Genomic DNA, 18,303 nt, shown 5'->3' with positions numbered 1-18,303 from the left:
TTTCATCCGGGCGGTCTCCTTCTGATGGTCAGTGAACCTCCATTATGGCACATCGATGCCGCAGGGAGGCCGTCCACCCCATCTGGAAAGACGGTTTACAATCCGGGCAAATGAAGGATTTACAGCGGCGTTCGCCTCAAGCCTCGCAGCCCGGATCGCTCATGATGCCCCGAAAGCGGAACTCCGGTTTGCCCAGGAACATGAGACCGACGACGATGCGCTGCGCGAAGGACGCATTGATCTCGATATCGGGGCGCTCCGGGCCATGGGACCGGAAGTACGGGTTCAGACCATTTTTCGCGATCATCATATCGGACTGGCACTTCCGGACCACCCCATCTTCAAAACTGAAATTTCTCCGGAACGCTTTGTATCGTTTCCGCAAATCAGTGTCTCACGCCGGGGACGCGCGGAAGGGCCTGTTGATCAGGCGCTGATGGCGCATTACGGGCTTCAGCGACAGGTTTCTCTCATCGTTCCTTCCTTCATGCTGGCGATCGCTGCTCTTCCCGGTACGGAACTGATCGCCCTCGTACCGCGCTTTGTCCTGCGTGCTGTCGAAGCTTTGGGGATACAATTGAGAACGTTCGATATTCCTGTACCTCTCGATACACTTGTCATTGCCCAGGCATGGCATCCCCGTTTTGATCGCGATGCAGCGCACCGCTTTCTCAGACAATGCGTGCGTGAAGTCTGTGCACCGGTGAGGCGTCAGGACGATAAGACGTCCTGATCGGACTCAGCTTTTCTTTCGAGGCAGTCGGGCAATCCAGATGATTCCCACGGATGCCGTAAAGGCAAATGTGGAGATCATGTAGAATTCATTCATGGAAACCATGTCTGCCTGAACCAGCACCTGATGGTAGATAGAGCCCCAGGCCTGATCCTCCGTCAGCCCCGCACCTTTCAGGGTCGTCACCGCATCCGCCGCACGATCGTGATAGGGCGTAAGTGTCTCAACCAGATGCGCCTGATGATAACGGGAGCGCCGATCCCAGAACGTCTGGGCGAGAGAGGCGATAAGATTTCCAGACATCATGCGAATGGCTGTCTGGAGCCCGGACGCGGCCGCGAGGCGTTCCGGCGGAATGCCAAACAGGGAAAGAGCCGTCAGAGGTGTCAGGAAAAAGCCGATCCCTATCCCCTGGGCCAGACAGGTGAGAGCAATCGTACCGGCATCGATATCCGTCGTGAAATTTGCCCGCCAGAACGCCACAGCGGCCCAGCAGAAGAAGGCCAGTGACGCGAAGAGGCGCGCATCCCCCTTTCTGACCCATGCCCCAAGAAAGGGCGCAAGCAGGATACCAAATACACCCATGGGGGCAGTCACGAGCCCTGCCCATGTCGCATTGTACTCCATATCGGTCTGTAGCCAGAGTGGCACCAGCACAAGGGCTGCGAAATACAACCCGAACCCGATGGCCACCGCGACCGTTCCAACTGCAAAATTCCTGTATGCGAAGAAATGCAGATCAACGATGGGATATTTGGCGCCCAATTCCCATACAACGAGGAATACAAGTCCCAGCACAGACAGGATCGCTGTTGTGCAGATGAAAGGCGAAGCAAACCAGTCGAGTATCCGTCCACGGTCAAGCGCCACCTGCAGACACCCCATGGCAATGGCAAGCAGGATCAGGCCGATTACGTCAACCGGAAGTCTGACAGTCGGTGTATCGCGTCCCCGAAGCAGCGCCGATGTGGAGACCACCACGAAAATGCCAACCGGTGCGTTGACAAGAAAGATCCATGGCCAGGTGTATTCGTCCGTAATCCAACCGCCGAGCACAGGCCCTGCCACCGGCCCCGCCATGTTCGTCATGGCCCACATGGCAACCGCCAGTGTCCGTTTTTCCGGCGGAAATATGGCAACGAGCAATGCCTGGCTCAGTGGCACGATCGGACCTGACACCATGCCCTGAAGGACACGAAAACCAAGCAACAGCGGAAAGGAGCGCGCCATGCCACAAAGCACCGAGGCAACCGTGAAGGCTGCCACCGCGCAAACAAACAGCCTGACCTGCCCGAACCGACGCGACAGCCAACCCGTCAGGGGTATGAAAATGGCGTTCGCAATTCCGAAAGAGGTAATAGTCCATTCGCCGATTTCGGTGCTGACACCAAGGTTGCCGGAAATGGTCGGGACCGAGACGTTCGCGATCGTGATATCCGTCACGGCCATGAAGGAGGCAAGACCGATTGTCATCGCCGCGAACGCCAGGAGCGGCCCTGACAGCGGCTGGATTGGCTGGGGAGCCGGCCTGCTCATTCCGCCTCTCCCAGGGTTTTCTTCATGATCTCCGCAACATGACGGTCCGCAGCCTGCTGCTGCTCTGTATAAAGGTCTGTACCAACAGCGACTGTTGGACGACTGGCCGCCTGTGGATCGCACCGTCCGGTATCAATCTCCACCTCGGTCGACATTCCGATCCGGAGAGGCTTACGGGCCAGTTCCACCGGATCGAATGCGATACGTACAGGCACACGCTGCACAACCTTGATCCAGTTCCCTGTTGCGTTCTGGGCCGGCAGTAAGGCGAAAGCCGCGCCACTGCCAGCGTTCACATCCATGACATGACCGTGATAGATCACGCTGCTGCCATAAACATCCGCAGTCATGGTGGCGGGTTGACCGGCGCAGACGTGCCGAAGTTGCCTCTCCTTGAAATTGGCGTCGATCCAGAACTGGTCGAAAGGCACGACGGCCATCATACGATCACCAACAGCGACGCGGCGTCCAAGCTGGACATCACGTTTTGCGACCATGCCTCCGACCGGCGTCCGCACCGTGGCACGCTCCATATCCAGCGTTGCCGCCCGGAGCGTGGCCTTTGCTGCAATAACATCTGGATGGGTAAGAAGCATCGTGCCCTGTGTCTGGGACAGCGCAGCGGTATACGCCGCCTGCGCAACCTGAAGGGCGGCCTTCGCCGTATTGGTGGCATCCGAGGCATGGCGGGCCTCTTCCGCCGTCACAGCCCCCTGCCCAACCACCATACGGCGTGCCCGGAGATCGGCCCATGCCCGATCCAGTTCTGTCTGACGGACAGCAACGAGCGCACGGGCTTCGTCCAAAGCCGCGAAAAGTCTCCGGACATGACGGATGGCCTGACCCAGGCCGGCTTCAGCAGCCTCCAGCCTGATACGCATGTCACTCGTGTCCAGTTCCACGAGAGCTGCACCTGTCAACACACGATCAGTGTCGTCCGCCCCGATGGCCCGGACAGTACCCGCGACCTGCGGTGTAATCGCCACGACATGCCCGTTGACGTATGCGTCGTCTGTAGAAACGAGTGCACCATTGGAGAGAAAAGTATAGGCGCTCCAGCCAACCGCGATGATTACGAGACCACCACCGAGCCAGAGCAGACGCTTGCGACGGATAGCGGCAGGATCCGCAGCCACCGGAACAGGAGTATCAGCCATGGTATTTCTGCCCTGCAGAGAAAGTGAAAGAAGGCGACCAGGCGCCACCGAGTGCGCGAATGAGGGTGATCTGGGCTTCAGCGACGCGTGCGGCCGCCTCGACTGAACGGCGCTCAGAGAGCAGCAATGCCGTTTCGGCCGCCAGACGATCATTGGTGTCCGAAAGACCATTTTTCTGACGGATGCGTTCAAGATCGACGACATGCTGCCAGTGCCTGACAGCGGCCTCGGCTTCCTGCCGGGCGGCCTGCCTTGCCTTCAGGTCGGAGATTCCGTCAGCGGCCTGCTGCAGCGCCTTTGACACTGTCGCGTTGTAGTCATTGACAGCAGCATCGTACTCACCGAGCCGGTTTTTCAGGGCGGCACGGAGCTGACCCCCCTCGAAAATAGGAAGGGTGACGGCTGGCCCAAACTGTGTCGCGACGCTGCCCGGTCGCATCATGTGACCGATATCGAGAGACCGGAAACCAGCAAAGGCAACAAGATCGACATCGGGATAGAATGCCGCGCGGGCCGCACCAACGGCGTTGGATGTGGCTTCCACTGCCGCACGTTTGGCCTCTACGTCAGGCCGATAGCCCAGAAGAACAGCAGGAACATTCGACAACGGCGCCGGATCAGCAATAACCGGCAGATGCGGCCGTGCGATCGCGTCCCCGAAGTCAGGCGATTTACCGAGAAGGGCCGCGATTTCATGTCTGCGGGCACTGATCTCTCCGTCCAGCAGATCAATCTGGCTGCGGGTGTCGGTCAGGGCCTCACGGGCCGTCACAGCATTGATGTCGGTCGAAAGCCCGGCCTTTTCCCGTAACGCCAGCATTTCCACGATGCCTTCACGCCGTGAAAGCCCTTGCTGAGCCACATCGCGCATCCGATACGCTGCATCCAGTCTTACATAAGCACTGACCATTGCCGTCTGAATCAGAAGGCGCGCATCAGCGACCTCAAGAGAGGAAACCTTCTGCCAGTAGCGTGCCGAACGTGTTAGTTTTCGCCAACGTCCCCAGAAATCGACATGATACTGAACATCAAGCTGGAGCTTGCCCTCACTCCCGAAATTTCCTTTGTATGGCGCGGGATAATAAGAGTGATCAGGGAATTGCTCCCCCGCTATCCAGCCGAACCCATCGACATGGGGCAACTGATTAGCTCGCGCGGCGCCTTCTACGGCAGCAGCCTCACGCAACCGTGCCTGTGCAATCTGGATCGAGGGAGCACTTTCCTGCGCGTCTCCTACGAGCCGCTCAAGCTGAGGATCATGATAGACCAGCCACCATGCCTTGGCGGGAGATGTGTGAGCAGACTGCTGTTGCGCCTGTTCAATATCATGACCGCTTTTCAGGATGCTGACATCCGTGATTTTACCTTCAGGACGCTCATCCCTGCCGGGAGCACATCCTGAAAGGGCCAGAAGAGTGGAACAGAACAGCAGCCACGCTCGCGTCTGTACTCGATTTGTAGTGTACATCGCACCGTAGTTCCTGTGATTTCAGGAACCATTGCCTACCAAGGTCCATACTGATCAGAAATGCCGTGGAATGGAATGATTCATTTCATCTCGGGGAACGCTCCGACTGACAACGGTCTGAAACAGAAATCCGAGCACGAAACATGGGAACATCCTATGTATTGACTCTGCGAACGCTTCGCACTTACGTTTTGGAGAACCTAATTCGTTGGACAGACCCTCAATGACCCAATTGATATGCGGATGTGATCACACGACCCGTAAGCGCCGCGGGGGCAACGCTTTTCATGACCGACGCAATCCATTTTTCTGCATTCTGCTGGGATGTGGTGTGGCTCTGCCCTGCATTGGGCAGGCTGCTGAAGACAAGACTCACGACAGAAAACTGAAAACAGAAACGATCGTGGTACGCGCGCAGTATCAGCACAAAGCGAAAGGATACGTTGCGTTCGACAGCAGTACTGCCACCAAGACGGATACTCCACTCCGTGAAATTCCACAGTCCATTTCCGTCGTCACGCGACAACAAATGGATGATCAGGTCACTCAGAACGTCGCGCAGGCGTTACGATACACGGCAGGCGTCTATTCCGAACCACGCAGCGACACGATATTCGATACAACATTCATGCGTGGGTTCGGTGGCTTCGCGACATCCGCCAATTACGTGGGCTTCCTGGACGGCATACAGTTACAACAGGGACAAGGATGGGCCATTCCAACGGTAGATCCTTCCACCCTTGACCGGGTGGACGTGCTACGCGGCCCAGCTTCCGTGCTCTATGGAGATGCCAGTCCTGGTGGCATCATCAACCTCGACAGCAAACTTCCGTCTCTTTCCGCCCCCCGGCAGGTTGCGATCGAAAGCGGCAGTCGCAACAGGATACAGGGCACATTCGATGTCGGCGGTGCCCTGACGAGCGATCAGACGCTCCTTTATCGGGTCAGCGGCCTGGGGCGTCGGGTCGATAGCCAGATGCGGGACGCAAAAGAGCAACGACTGGCTCTTACGCCCACACTGACCTGGAAAGCTACGCCACGAGTAAGCGTTGATTTTGCACTCAATGTCCAACGTGATCCGGATAATAACTTTGCAGGCTGGATCCCCGCACAGGGGAGTGTTCTGCCTGGCCCGCACGGGCGCATTTCCACGAAATTCAATCCGAGCCAGTCAAACTACGATGGCTACAACCGAACACAGATCATGCCGGAATACCGGGTAAAATATCACTTTCTTCAAGGATGGACCCTACAGCAAACCGCTCGCTACGAATATCTGAATACGAGCTTCAAGGGACTTGCAGTCAATTTTTCCAATCCCTACGACACTGATGGAAATCTCAATCGTTACTCATCCTGGTCACGTGCTGATCTCAACGGTGTGGTGGCTGACACACGTGTGGAAGGGCATGTGACATCAGGACCACTCCAGCACCGCATTCTTGCCGGCGTAACCTATGACCGGTCGGAATCGTCAATGCGTCAGTCGGCTTACGGGCTGGTCTCGGCACTTGATTATAGCGCGCCCGTCTATGATGCCACCATTGTGCCTCCTGCGCTGGCCCAGAGCACAAGGCAGGACTCTCAACGTATCGGGGGTTACATACAGGACCAGATCAGGTTCGGTCACTGGTCCCTGCTTTTGGGCGGCCGCCATGACTGGCTTACCATAAGGACGCGAGATCGGCTTTCCGATACGACAAGCACCCAACATGATTCAGCGTTTACCGGACGTGCCGGGCTTGTCTATCTTTTTGAAAACGGATTATCGCCATACGTGAGTTATTCGACATCCTTCCAGCCAGTTGCGGGCGTCGATTATGAGGGGAAAGCTTTCCAGCCGACCCGGGCCAGTCAGGTTGAAGGTGGCATCAAATACCAGCCTGTCGGTTATAACAGCTTCCTGACAGTCGCTGCCTACGACATCAATGAACGGCACGTCAGTACTACAGATCCGGCTCATCCCTACTACTCCGTCCAGCGCGGTGGCGTACGTTCCTGGGGCGTCGAGTTCGAAGCCCATGCAGCACTCACAGATAATCTGGGATTGATTGCGTCCTACAGCTACACGGATCCGACTGTTACACATGATCCGGATGCCAGTCTGATCGGAAAACGCCTCTATGCCGTGCCCAGACATATGGCTTCGCTTTGGGCGAATTATGCCGTCACCTGGGGACATCTGCAGGGCATCAACGTCAGCGGGGGCGTCCGATATGTTGGTTCAAGCGCAGGCGATGAGACCAACAGCTTTACGGTTCCCGGCGTAGTACTGTTTGACACAACATTGCGCTACGATCTCTCCCGCCTGTCACCCAGCCTTCATGGATGGTCCCTGATGTTCAATGGCACCAACCTTTTCGACCGGAAATATGTGTCATCATGCTTTTCGGCGGGAGGATGTTTCTACGGAAACCGGCGGATGTTCAAAACTGCCGTTTCGTTCCGATGGTAAACTCGAAGCTATCGTTATCACAAAAATCACTGGCGCTGTCAGTTGACAGCTATACGGAACCCCAAAAGTAACCCTGCTTTCAGTCGGTATCAATCAGTAGGACGATGGTATCGGTCGCTCCCAGGAGCCTCACCTCTGTTTCGTTATAAATTTCCGCTCCCGACCCGCTACTGACAGACTGGTCATTGACCCTTACCATGCCCGAAAGCGCTACGAGGTAAAGCCGCCGGCCCGCTCCTGTGGCGTAATGCGTCATAACTCCCGATTGCAGCGCCATCCCCATGACCCGCGTAGAAGCACGAAGCGGAAGTGGTTCGTCTGCTTCCCCGCTATCGGTATCCTCGGGTGAATCCGCGGCAAAGCCGCTCGCCAGAATGGCGAGCGCATTCTGACCATGCCGGGCCGGACGGTGATGAACCACGCTCTCCGGCACCCCGCCCTCCTCGTCCGGCAGCAGCCATACCTGCATGAATGAAGAGTCCAGACTGGCGGCCCACCACGTCGCACCCTGAATTCCCTGCCCTGCACTGAGCAGATGGATATCGCCCTCTTGAAGCTGATGTGGTGCCTGACCGTCAACTTCGGCAAAAAAAGTGCCTTTGAGAACAATTGTGACAATATCCCGGGCGTCCTCTTCTCCCAGCCGGAACTCGGCAAAGGGCTCGAAAACGGCGGCATTGATCGCACGAATCTGTCCCCAATGAACGTGAGCGCGGTCCCGGTATTCCGCGAAAGAGAAATGACAGCGAATGGTCACGCCAGGCTGCGTTACCGTCCCCAGATCACGGGCGGGGCGAAGGGTGATCATGATTTTCCCTTTGGCGCTGATGTCGAGCCTGCAGCATAACGTCGCGCCTGAACCGGGAACTGCCGTTCCCATCCGCCGCCGAGCGCACGGTAGAGACGAGCGACCGAAGTGGAGACGCTGGTTGTGGCCTGCACGAGCTGGTTCTGGGTCGCCAGAAGTGCGTTCTGCAAGGTCAGGACATTCAGGAAGTCAGATGATCCCTGCACATACTGGGCCTGAGCCGTTTGCACGGCGATCTCGTTTTCCTTCACGGCTTCCGCGAGACGATCCCTCTGGTTCTGCGCCGCCGAGAGATCAGCCATGGCGTCGTCGATTTCCTGCCAGGCCTTTAGCACCGTGCGCTGGAGCATGACAGCGGCTTCCCTTTGCTGCGCTTTGCGCAGGCGTAGCTGACCTGTCAGGCGTCCGCCTTCAAAAATCGGTAATGTCGCTGTCGGTCCGAAACCATACTGTCGCGACGCCCATGAGCCCAGCCCGCTGAACTGGAGCGCCTGCACATCCAGACTTCCCGACAGCGTGACGCGCGGGAAGAAATCGGCAATGGCCACACCGATGTTGGCCGTCGCAGCGTGCAGACGCTCTTCCGCCATACGAATATCCGGCCGCCGTTCGGCCAGCTCGGACGGGAGACCCACCGGCACCGACACTGGCACGGGAGGAACCGGTGCGGGTTTGCCGAGCTGCGCCGTGAGGGCACCGGGTTCACGCGCCACCAGAAAACTCAGCGCGTTGATCATATGCACTTCCTGGCTTTTCAGAGCGGGAAGACGGGATTCAAAACTGTGCAGCTGTCCGGTAGAATCCGCAACGTCCAGGCGGGTGGCAGCTCCTTGAGTGAAACGCAACGTTGTCAGTTGCACGCTATGGCGCGCGATCCCGATATTGTTTTCGACAATTCCGATCTGGGCCTGCACCCCACGCAGTTCGAGGTAGTCCTGCGCGGTTTCTGCCATGAGCGACACCAGTAAATCGCGTCGCATATCTTCGGTTGCACGCATTGCGGCCGTCGCAGCCTCGACCTGCCGGCGGACGTGTCCCCAGAAATCCACCTCCCACGAGGCGTTCATACCGTATTGTGGCAGGTTGAAGGATGAAGCGCCTGTAGATCCCGGAAGGCGTGTGGGACCAAACCCCTGCGTTCCACTCGCGATTGACCCTGCCCCCTGTTCTTCCATGGTGCCGAGCAGACCCAGGACACCGTTGGGACTGGCCCGTTCCCGCGCATAGGAGGCACTGGCTTCGGCGTGCGGGAACTGGGCGGCGCTCGCAATCCTGCGCTCCGCCATGCTCTGGGCGAAGCGATAGGCAGCGGCCTGCAGGTCAAGGTTGGCCCCGGCCACCTGATGTTCAAGCGCGGTCAGGACGGGATCATTGTAGATGGTCCACCATTCCGGATCGAGCTGTGCCTGAACCGGATGACTTTCAGCGGGCGCGACACTCTGGTGCCAGGATGCTGGTGAGGCCGGTGGGGATCTATGATAATCAGGTCCGACCGTACATCCTGCCATGGGCAGACCGAGAGCCAGCCACGCGGCGAGGCGAGAACGCATTGAACGCGCGGCGGCGATCATCGCTTTATTGCCAGACATAGCGCTCATCCCTGGCCTTGCCGCCTTCCGGCGTTGAGGACGTGTCGATCCGGACCTCAACGGACATGCCCACCCGCACACGGGCCGCCAGTGGCTGACCGGGATCAAAGGTTACACGGACCGGCAAGCGCTGGACGACCTTGGTAAAGTTCCCGGTAGCATTGTCTGGCTGGATGGGAGCGAACGCGACACCGGTTGCAGGCGGTATGCTGTCCACATGGGCGCGGAGCGGATGTCCGGGGAACGTATCCACCCAAACCGTGGCTTTCTGCCCCGGCAATACACGAGTGAGCTGCGTCTCCTGGAAATGCGCCACGACAAAGGCATCCTGCACGGGCACCACGGCCATGAGCGCGGTCCCGGCATGAACGTAATTGCCGACGCGTACGCCTCGCACACCCACGACACCATTGATGGGCGCAGGGATCGTGCAATAGGACAGATCCAGTTCCGCCTGACGCAGTTCTCCCTCTGCCCGGACGAGGCTTCCTTTTGCCCGGTCAAGTTGTGCGGTCAGAACTGCCACCTGGTCTTTTGCGGCCTGAACTCCAGCCTGATCCCTGATCAACGTCGCGACAGTCTGGCGCGTCCCGGATGCCGTTCGCTGGCGCTGCTCGACCGTGCCAGCACCTCCCGCGGACAGGTTTCGATAACGCGCTTCATCCTGACGGGCGAATTCGAGGGCTGCCTCGTCGGCCTGTACTGTTGCGGCGGCCGCCGCGATGACTGCGTTCTGCCTGTCCAGTTCAGCCTGCAGATTGGCGATGTCCGCCCGCGCGACCGCGACGTTTCCCTGTGCCACTTTCAGCGCGGCGCGATAATCATCGTCCTCGATATGGGCGAGTTCTTCACCGGTATGGACCCGCTCATTATCCTGCGCCTGCACATGATCGATACGGCCCGAGACTTTTGGGGCAACCAGCGTGGAATAAGCCGTGACATAAGCATCATTGGTTTCGACATGGACGCCATTACCGAGAATGAGGTGGTCTGCGAACCAGGCGGCGGCGCCAAGACCGACGACGCCTGCGCCGATCAGCATAAGGTTTCGTGTTCGTGACATTTCAGCTCCAGAAATCCCCGACAGCGCACCTGAGCCAGTGCGTCAGCGAGACAGGCAGGATGTTGGCAAAGGCGGTCACATCGTCCGCGCGTAAAGAACCAGAAGGCCCGCAAAGCAAAGGCCACCGACCTTCTCGACGAGGTTGGGTCGTGACGCGGCAACTGTTGGGGTCTTTGAACGGGGGAGAACGTATCGGAGGCATCGGGAGAGGGCCGGCATCATCCGGGGTCTACGCAGCCTCGCATCGTACCCCGCAAACCGCCGCTCGTTCTCGTCCAGGCAAATGCCCAGAAGCTCCCGCAGGCTGACGTCGATGCTGGACACGTCTTTTGCGCCAGATACGGTGAAATTCGCGTCCTGTTCGCGCATATTGCCGTCGGCATCCATGCTTCTGACCATGCCGATCCGCTCCCATGCGAGAAACAGCCAGACACCGAGCACCCGGGTTTCAAACCATGGACGCTTCCACAGCGGCAGGGTGGCGCGATGCCACGCAAGCCAGTTGGCGAACAGAAGGATATGGCGGCACTCTTCCTGCATGACCGGCTCGAACGTCTCGACCAGTTCGACTGGAAATAAGCCGGAACGCTTTGCCAGTTCGAACAGCCCGAACGCAAAGAAGCTGTCCACGCATTCGGAAAAACCTGTGACCATATAGGCCCATTCGGTATCACGCGGGGTGATGTATGGCGGCTCCTTGGCCATCGGAATCCCATAGGACACGACCAATCGGGAGAGTACTTCCTTATGACGATTTTCCTCCCACGCATTCCGGGCGATGGCGTCCTTCATGTCAGGGTCAGCAATAGTCGCGGCGTAGGCCGCCATCCTGAGGCGCGCCTTACCTTCGGTTTCAACCGCGATGTCCCAGATCGGCAGGGATGTGATGCGTCGCAATGTATCAGGATCAAGCCGGGGCCAGTCGATCACGGAAGGCCGGTATGGATTGAACGTATCGCGGAACATGCGCGACACCGCGCGCTTATGGGCGAGACTGCCCGGGCTCAGGGAGCCTGGTTCACTACTCTGCCAGTGCCGCGCATGATAATCGGCATCGGCTAGCGCCGTGGTCCCGGCGTGAGCAATATCCGCGGCCTGGGGCATGTCTCCATAAATCCGTTCAAGATCAGCTCTGAATGCTTCGATGCTTTCATCGGGTGATGGGATGTTTTTAATCTCAGAAGTAGAGCGTGGCGTGGGGTACATCCTGTCTGACATGATTTCGATCCTGTGGCTTATTTGGCGGGGGCGCTGGCTGACGGCGCGCGTGGTGGATAAACCCGCTGGGGCAGGAACATATTGAGGATAATGAAAGCGGCACAGAGCCCGACCATCACGTAATAGATGTCCGCGCAGGCCAGCACGAGAGACTGCTCGGCGAGCTTGCCGTGGAGAAGAACCTGCGTATTCCACGCCAGACGATCAGAGTCGGCGATGTGGGGGGCAAGCAACGTACTGGCGGGATCTCCCATCCCTTCCAGGGCATTCTGGTTATAACCGTACGTATCCAGCAACATAGTGGAATGATATTGCTCCCGCCGGCGCAGAAGCGCTGCGATGACACCAGCAGCAATGGCGTTGGCAAATCCCTTGGTCATGTTGAACATGCCCGAGATGAAGGGGCCATCCGCCGGTCCGAGGCCCATGGTCGCCAGCATCAGGATCGAAATGACCATCATCGGCTGGCTGGCGACCTGCATCATCTGGACAATATAGAAATTCTCACGCACCCAGTCTGAATCGATCCATGTCCCCAGCCAGTAGGATGCCCCCTGTATGGCCAGCCCGGCCATGAGTACGATCCGGCAATCAACTTTGCGGATATTACAGAGCGCAGACACCAGTGGCAGCGCGATCAGTTGGGGAACGGCCAGAATCAGCGCGATGGGCGCAGTCTGGATGGGGCGGTATCCCCTCACCTCTTCAAGGTAAACCGAGGGGATCTCGATGGTGACAACACAAAGAACGAGCACGGCCGCCAGGGTCAGCAGGGAGTCCGAGACATTTCTCTGTTTAAGCAACTGAATCCGGAAGAACGGCAGTGGATGGAACCATTCATTGATAATGAAAAGAATAAACAGAAAGCCACCGCCACAGAACAGATGTGTAATAAGCGGTGAGCGGAACCAGTCGAGCCGGTCGCCCTGTTCGAGAGCAATGACCAGCGAGCAGATCGCGGGCAGACCGGTCAGCAGTCCCCTCCAGTCGAACTGCCTGAAGCGCTCCAGCCGCAGCGGATCCTGCGGCAGCCCCCATGCCACACAGATCATCGAGATCACACAGAGTGGAACGATCTGCCAGAACAGGAACTGCCAGCCCACATATTCAAACCAGAAGCCCGCCAGCGGCACGCCGAGATTGGGACCAAAGGTCGCAGTCAGGGCATAGGCGCCAAGACCATAAATCTTGATGTTGGGCGGGAGGAAGCGCAGCGCCACCGTCATCAGCATGGGGGGCAGGCAGCCACAGGCAAAACCCTGCAGGCTACGCAGAATGAGAAGAGCGCCAAGATTCGGCATAAAAGGAGCCACTAGCCCAAGCATCCCAACCATTCCTGTCATGACGATGGTCAGACGTCGGATCGAAAACGTCACGGAACACCATGGCGCAAAGGCCATCGCCGAAATATTGAAGGCCTCGAACAGGGCTATAATCCACGTTCCCTCGTCGTGCCCTATATGGAGTTGCCCCTTGATATCGGCCAGCGCCATTTCGGTTGTATGCTCGTTGAAACCGGCCAGCAGCACGGCCAGCAGTACGCCGATCAGGCCAGTGGCGAGACGCAGGCCGAAAGCTGGACCTTTCGGAGGCGGTGGAGGTGGGGGCGGCGCAGCAGGTATCGGTGCAGCCACCACTTCCGCAAGGGGAAGGTCGATCCGGGTCAAACGACGCCTCTTTAATTTGCAATAGGTATGTCTGCGGCGACTGTGATCGCAAAGACCGGTATCGGGAACACTCAAATATGAAAACATGACTCTCATGAACCGTAACGGTAAGAGCGCATAAAATTATTGCAGCATCCTCATGCTTCTGGCAGGGTCGCTTGTCTTAAACATCCTATGTTCCCATCTATTATGACATTGCCAGACAGACGGGTATGAACCGCCTTCAGTGCGCGGGAGGACTTTATTGATGACGCGTGGCTACGACCTGAACCTGTTACACGCCATGAATGTGCTGATTGAGGAATCGAGCGTTACGGGTGCCGCCCAGCGTCTTCAGGTCAGTGCGGCGACAATCAGCCGTACCCTGTCCAAGATCAGGGCAACCTTCGACGACCCGATCCTTGTGCAGATGGGCCGCAACATGGTGCCGACACCGCGCGCGCTCCAGATGCAACCGCGCATCAGCCGTATCCTCGCAGGCATGCATGACCTGATGCGCAGGGACGAGGAACTGGATTTTACGGGCATAAAACCTGTCTTTACGATCCGGGCCGCAGATGTCGTCGTGGGACCGTTCGCGACGAAGCTGCTTCAGATCCTGCGGGGAGACTGTCCAGATGCTGCCGTTGTTTTTGCCAGTGAAACCGACGGAGACGATAGCGATGCTCTGCGGCGTGGGGCGATCGACCTGTATATCGGTGCAACCGAAAACCTGCGGCCGGAAATCATGCGGCAGACACTCTTCGAAAGCCGTTTTCATGGGGTCGTGCGGGCTGGCCATCCGATCCTGCTTGGTGAGATCACGCCCCAGTCACTGGTTCAATACGATCATATCAGTGTATCACGTCGTAGCCGGCGACATGGTCCCATTGATGACGCGCTGAAGGAAGAATTCGGCCTTAACCGGAACGTGGCCCTTCTCGTCCCCTCTTATTACACAGCGATGCAGGGCCTGCACCGGACTGATCTGATCCTCCCGGTGCCCGATGTAGCGATGGACCGCGACACACTGGACCGTCTGGGGTTGTACGCTTTTCCCCTCCCACTCCAGCTCGCACCCGTCAATGTCTTTCAGGCATGGCATCCCCGCCGTGATTCAGATGCGGTGCATCGATGGCTGCGTCGTACAGTTCTCACGGTAACGAACGGATGGCGCAATCGCTCACATGAAGCTGCCCCGACGGCAGACACCCTCATTCATTAGAAAGGTCGGATAATCCGTCCTTTGTATATTATGGAGAACAGACATGACTTTTTCTGACGCTTCGGGAGTGCTCAACACAAGCGATTTTCCACTGGTCTGCCTGAACCCGGACCAGGTGGTCCCGGGTTACGCAGCAAACTGGAAGGACGAGATGACCGCCCTTCTGGAGCGCGGCACCCCGTTTGCCCTGATTTACCCCCCTGCTCCGGAAGAGGATCACGAGGACAGAAAGGAACGAGGACTCTGGCTTAAAACAAACCGCGAGCCCCTTTCCAGATTATGCCGGGTCATGATCCTGATTGAACCCGATGCGATACGACGTTCGGTTCTCGAAAAGATGTTCCCGGGTACGGAACGCGCGTTCGGTGCTCCTCAGATGGCCACGGCGACAAAAACTGAAGCAGAAATCCTGGCCCGCCATGCTCTGGCCAGCAGGTAGATGAACCGTGACGCGCGGCTCAGTCACTGTTCCCAGTAGGATCAGAAAAAGCATGCACGAGCGGCCGGACGACCGCGCTGGCCGCACGAGCTGCGCGCGCGCCGTCTCCCTGCTCTATTGCCCGGAATATCCGTTCATGAGCGGCATAACCGGGTTCAGGCAGGCCATGCTCTTCCATGACAGCACGCCCTGCCTGACGCGCCGCGACAAGAAAGTATCGGTAAAGTTCAATCAGAGCTTCATTGTGGGTCGCTTCGGCGACCGCAAGATGAAATGCCGTATCTGCTTTCAAAAACCGATCAAGATCACTGCCCTCAGCCCACTCGCCGCGCGCCTTGAGTGTTTTTTCCAGCTTCCGAATGTCCCTGGCGGTCCGATGTTGCGCAGCCAGCCTGGCCGCTTCCGTTTCCAGAATGACACGCAGTTCAAAATGATCCCGGAGGCTGGATCGCGTGACGCGCCGCATGACTGCGGCAGGATCAAGTTCAAAGCGGACATAGGTTCCGTCCCCCTGCCGAACTTCCAGCACATCAGCATGGGACAAGACACGAATAGCCTCCCGCACCGTATTCCGCCCAACCTGCAGCATCTCGGCAAGTTCGGTTTCTTTTGGGATACGCTCTCCAACAGGCCACGCCCCGCTTTCAATTTTTTCCCGCATGGCATCAATCGCACAGTCAACGAGAGAGCGACGGGGAAGTTGGGAAAGTGAGGATGATCCAGACATAGGAGGAATTATAGCCCAAAAATTGACCTTGTCCCACGAAGATACGGAGCAAATCATAAGATCGACGGGATGAATTGGTGATGCAACGCTTCCATTCATTGAGTCTACGCGACCTTCATAGCCTGCTCGTTCTCGACGCCACCCATAGTCTGGGCCGTGCTGCCACTGCTCTCGACGTATCCGTCGCCGCACTGAGCCGCCGCCTGACGCGGATCGAGGACTCGCTGGGAATCACGCTTTTCGAACGGGGCACAGGGGGGACCGTGGTCACCAAGCCCGGGCGGCAGGTTCTCCGGCATGCTCGTCGAATCATGACAGAAGCCAATCATCTCGTGACCATTATAGCCAATGAAGCTGATTTGCCGGACGGTGAAATCCGTATTGGGGTCGCGCGGCCGCCACTTCATCCCGCAATTGAAGCGTGGTTTCGGGCTTGGAACGAGCGCTATCCAAGAACGCGCATTGGCCTCTACGTACCCGACGGCGAAAGCATAGCTGCTTCGCTGGTCAAGAGACACGTTGACGCAGCAATTTTACCGGATTGTGTACTCAACGACACTATGGCGTCGTTCATTTTATATAATGACAAGCTTCTCGCGGTTCTGCCAGAGGAGCATCACCTGGCGAAGCTGCCCACTCTACCAATAGCCAAGATCATGAAGGAGCGACTTCTGGTCCCAGTCGATCCACATGAAGAACGACGCAACCATTTTAAACTCGACGCATTTGATCAACATGGGCATCTCGTGGTCCATACAGGCGGGATAATTACTCTTTTGTCGCAAGTGCGCTCCGGCGCGGGTATTGGGCTAACCAACACCGCGTGTCGTGATCTTCTGCCCTCTGGCCTCGCATTTCGCCCGATATCGGGCCTCGACGATAGCTTTAATGTACATTTGGCCTGGCGTGCCGAATCCGAGGATGCTTTCCTTGGTCGATTTGTAAGCTTCATGCGCACGCTGACCCGGACCCGCTCGCCTCCTTCTTTTGCGCGCGGCGTCGACGTTGGAAAGCCCGATCCCCCTCCATGAAACGAGCCAACATCGGCGCGATCAATTTCGGTGGCGTGATCTCGGCCTGACCGCTTTCACGCGCCAGCAACCGCCCGTATTCAACCAGATCACGATGTACGGCGGCTGGCAGATCAATGGTCAGCCGCACCGGTTTGTCATTCTCAATCGGCCCAAGCCTAAGCTTCGTCATTTCGATGCCTCCTTTCCGTATGGAGAGAGAACCAGATCGCGATGCACCATCACCCGCACCGGAAAGCCCGGCCGGATTGTGTTGGTCGGCTGGATATTCAGCGAACGTCCGACGATCTGCTCGCCGATCTGGTTGAAGCCCTGCGAGCCGCCGGTGCGCAACGCCTGGGCGATACCGTTGCTGCCGCCAATATCGGCTTCGGAACCGACACTGAGCACGGTCGAGACCAACGCGGCCTTGAACACCTCGCCCCAATGATTGTCGGTCTGGTCCTGCAACCCGGCGAAGCCCGCCGCATCGGCGGCTGGTTCGTTCTCCAGCACGATCGAATCCCCAGCACCGCGCATCAGGCGGGTCCAGACCAGCAGCACCCGCGTCTGACCATAGGCGATCTGGGAATCATAACGACCAATCAGCTTCGCCCCCTGCGGGATCAGCAGGATATGTCCGGTCGGACTGTCATAGACATTCTCCGTCACCTGCGCCGTGACTTCGCCCGGCAGGTCAGAGCGGATGCCGGTAATCAGCGCACCGGGAATGATCGATCCTGTCTGGAGAACATAAGGGCTGGGAACAGGTGACAGCCGCTCCGCGCTGACAGTGCGTCGGTCGACCGGTCCGTCGAGAAACGCCTGCCTGCGATCGGTAACAACGCTACTGGGCTGGATTGCCGTCGCGCCTGCCGTCGTCGGCGCTGCGACATCCCGGCCCATCTGCGTCTGGGTGAACAGGTGGCTGACCCGCGCCGCTTCCTGTTCCTGGGCGATACGCTGTTTCTCCGGATCGGCAGGCACCGCCGGTGTCGCCATGCCGGGCGCGCCAACGCCTGCCTTGAGCAACGGCCGACCAAGGTCACCGGGAAGCGGAGCCCCGAGCCGCGGCGGATGGGTATAGTCGCCCGGCAGATTGGCCAGCCCGTCCGGCGTGGTGCGGCTGCCAGTATTATAGAGTTTGAATTGCCCCGGGTTTTGTGGAGACGTTTTTTATCTGATTTAAGCGGCTAATGCATGTGATTTCTGTTGTGCATAAAAGCGTG

15 protein-coding genes and 1 pseudogene are annotated in these 18,303 nt (G+C 58.1%); 5 read left to right on the top strand and 11 right to left on the bottom strand.

Features of this window, described 5'->3' with window-relative positions:
* Positions 1-55 precede the first annotated feature (55 nt).
* The gene (locus FKW19_RS09460) at positions 56-733 is read left to right on the top strand and encodes a LysR substrate-binding domain-containing protein (protein ID WP_238331214.1); all 678 of its coding nucleotides are present in this window, start codon (positions 56-58) and stop codon (positions 731-733) included.
* 6 nt (positions 734-739) lie between these two features.
* Here FKW19_RS09460 and FKW19_RS09455 read toward each other — a convergent pair whose 3' ends face one another.
* Genes FKW19_RS09455 through FKW19_RS09445 form a run of 3 tightly spaced genes read right to left on the bottom strand, consistent with a single transcriptional unit; the run spans position 740 to position 4,894 of the window.
* On the bottom strand, positions 740-2,206 hold the full coding sequence (locus FKW19_RS09455; protein WP_238331213.1) for a DHA2 family efflux MFS transporter permease subunit: 1,467 nt from the start codon (positions 2,204-2,206) through the stop codon (positions 740-742).
* Positions 2,207-2,265: 59 nt separating this feature from the next.
* Complete coding sequence (locus FKW19_RS09450; RefSeq protein WP_116100251.1) at positions 2,266-3,426, bottom strand: HlyD family efflux transporter periplasmic adaptor subunit; 1,161 nt, start codon at positions 3,424-3,426, stop codon at positions 2,266-2,268.
* Entirely contained in the window at positions 3,419-4,894 is a 1,476-nt protein-coding gene (locus FKW19_RS09445; protein WP_116100250.1) for an efflux transporter outer membrane subunit, read from the bottom strand. Before FKW19_RS09445 ends, FKW19_RS09450 begins: the two co-directional genes overlap by 8 nt.
* Before the next feature lie 223 nt (positions 4,895-5,117).
* Here FKW19_RS09445 and FKW19_RS09440 point away from each other — a divergent pair, with 223 nt between their 5' ends.
* Positions 5,118-7,349 carry a TonB-dependent siderophore receptor gene (locus FKW19_RS09440; RefSeq protein ID WP_116100249.1) on the top strand — a complete coding sequence of 744 codons (2,232 nt, stop codon included), beginning with the start codon at positions 5,118-5,120 and terminating at the stop codon, positions 7,347-7,349.
* A gap of 79 nt (positions 7,350-7,428) precedes the next feature.
* Here FKW19_RS09440 and FKW19_RS09435 read toward each other — a convergent pair whose 3' ends face one another.
* The 5 genes from FKW19_RS09435 to FKW19_RS09415 form a co-directional block, all read right to left on the bottom strand.
* Complete coding sequence (locus FKW19_RS09435; RefSeq protein ID WP_116100248.1) at positions 7,429-8,157, bottom strand: hypothetical protein; 729 nt, start codon at positions 8,155-8,157, stop codon at positions 7,429-7,431.
* Positions 8,154-9,746, bottom strand: coding sequence for an efflux transporter outer membrane subunit (locus tag FKW19_RS09430; RefSeq protein WP_370512896.1), 1,593 nt, complete (start codon positions 9,744-9,746; stop codon positions 8,154-8,156). The genes FKW19_RS09435 and FKW19_RS09430 overlap by 4 nt, the downstream gene beginning before the upstream one ends.
* Positions 9,733-10,809 carry an HlyD family secretion protein gene (locus FKW19_RS09425; protein WP_116100247.1) on the bottom strand — a complete coding sequence of 359 codons (1,077 nt, stop codon included), beginning with the start codon at positions 10,807-10,809 and terminating at the stop codon, positions 9,733-9,735. The genes FKW19_RS09430 and FKW19_RS09425 overlap by 14 nt, the downstream gene beginning before the upstream one ends.
* 75 nt (positions 10,810-10,884) lie before the next feature.
* Positions 10,885-11,913, bottom strand: coding sequence for a ferritin-like domain-containing protein (locus FKW19_RS09420; protein ID WP_238331215.1), 1,029 nt, complete (start codon positions 11,911-11,913; stop codon positions 10,885-10,887).
* A 131-nt stretch (positions 11,914-12,044) separates the two neighbouring features.
* A complete protein-coding gene (locus FKW19_RS09415; RefSeq protein WP_116100245.1) occupies positions 12,045-13,694 on the bottom strand; it encodes an MFS transporter in 1,650 nt (549 codons plus the stop codon).
* 247 nt (positions 13,695-13,941) lie between these two features.
* On the opposite strand from FKW19_RS09415, the gene FKW19_RS09410 reads away from it, so the two are divergent.
* Positions 13,942-14,898 carry a LysR family transcriptional regulator gene (locus FKW19_RS09410; RefSeq protein WP_116100244.1) on the top strand — a complete coding sequence of 319 codons (957 nt, stop codon included), beginning with the start codon at positions 13,942-13,944 and terminating at the stop codon, positions 14,896-14,898.
* A 43-nt stretch (positions 14,899-14,941) separates the two neighbouring features.
* The gene (locus FKW19_RS09405) at positions 14,942-15,337 is read left to right on the top strand and encodes a hypothetical protein (RefSeq protein WP_116100243.1); all 396 of its coding nucleotides are present in this window, start codon (positions 14,942-14,944) and stop codon (positions 15,335-15,337) included.
* A 19-nt stretch (positions 15,338-15,356) separates the two neighbouring features.
* Here the strand turns inward: FKW19_RS09405 and FKW19_RS09400 are convergent, their stop codons facing one another.
* Positions 15,357-16,064, bottom strand: a complete 708-nt coding sequence (locus tag FKW19_RS09400; RefSeq protein ID WP_116100242.1) for a FadR/GntR family transcriptional regulator — start codon at positions 16,062-16,064, stop codon at positions 15,357-15,359.
* Between the two features lie 80 nt (positions 16,065-16,144).
* On the opposite strand from FKW19_RS09400, the gene FKW19_RS09395 reads away from it, so the two are divergent.
* Entirely contained in the window at positions 16,145-17,095 is a 951-nt protein-coding gene (locus FKW19_RS09395; protein WP_116100241.1) for a LysR family transcriptional regulator, read from the top strand.
* Here the strand turns inward: FKW19_RS09395 and FKW19_RS09390 are convergent.
* Both FKW19_RS09390 and FKW19_RS09385 read right to left on the bottom strand, forming a co-directional pair.
* Positions 17,013-17,267 carry a DUF2274 domain-containing protein gene (locus FKW19_RS09390; RefSeq protein WP_116100240.1) on the bottom strand — a complete coding sequence of 85 codons (255 nt, stop codon included), beginning with the start codon at positions 17,265-17,267 and terminating at the stop codon, positions 17,013-17,015. The genes FKW19_RS09395 and FKW19_RS09390 overlap by 83 nt on opposite strands.
* Positions 17,264-18,220, bottom strand: a pseudogene (locus tag FKW19_RS09385) (TrbI/VirB10 family protein); the annotation flags it as partial. The gene FKW19_RS09390 and the pseudogene FKW19_RS09385, both read right to left, overlap by 4 nt.
* Positions 18,221-18,303: the final 83 nt, after the last annotated feature.

It is taken from the genome of Acetobacter sp. DmW_125128 (genome assembly GCF_008704325.1).
In the GTDB taxonomy this organism is placed as follows: Bacteria; Pseudomonadota; Alphaproteobacteria; order Acetobacterales; family Acetobacteraceae; genus Acetobacter; species Acetobacter oryzifermentans.
The sequence above is the reverse complement of the archived record's forward strand: the minus strand, read 5'-3'. Positions and strand labels throughout refer to the sequence as shown.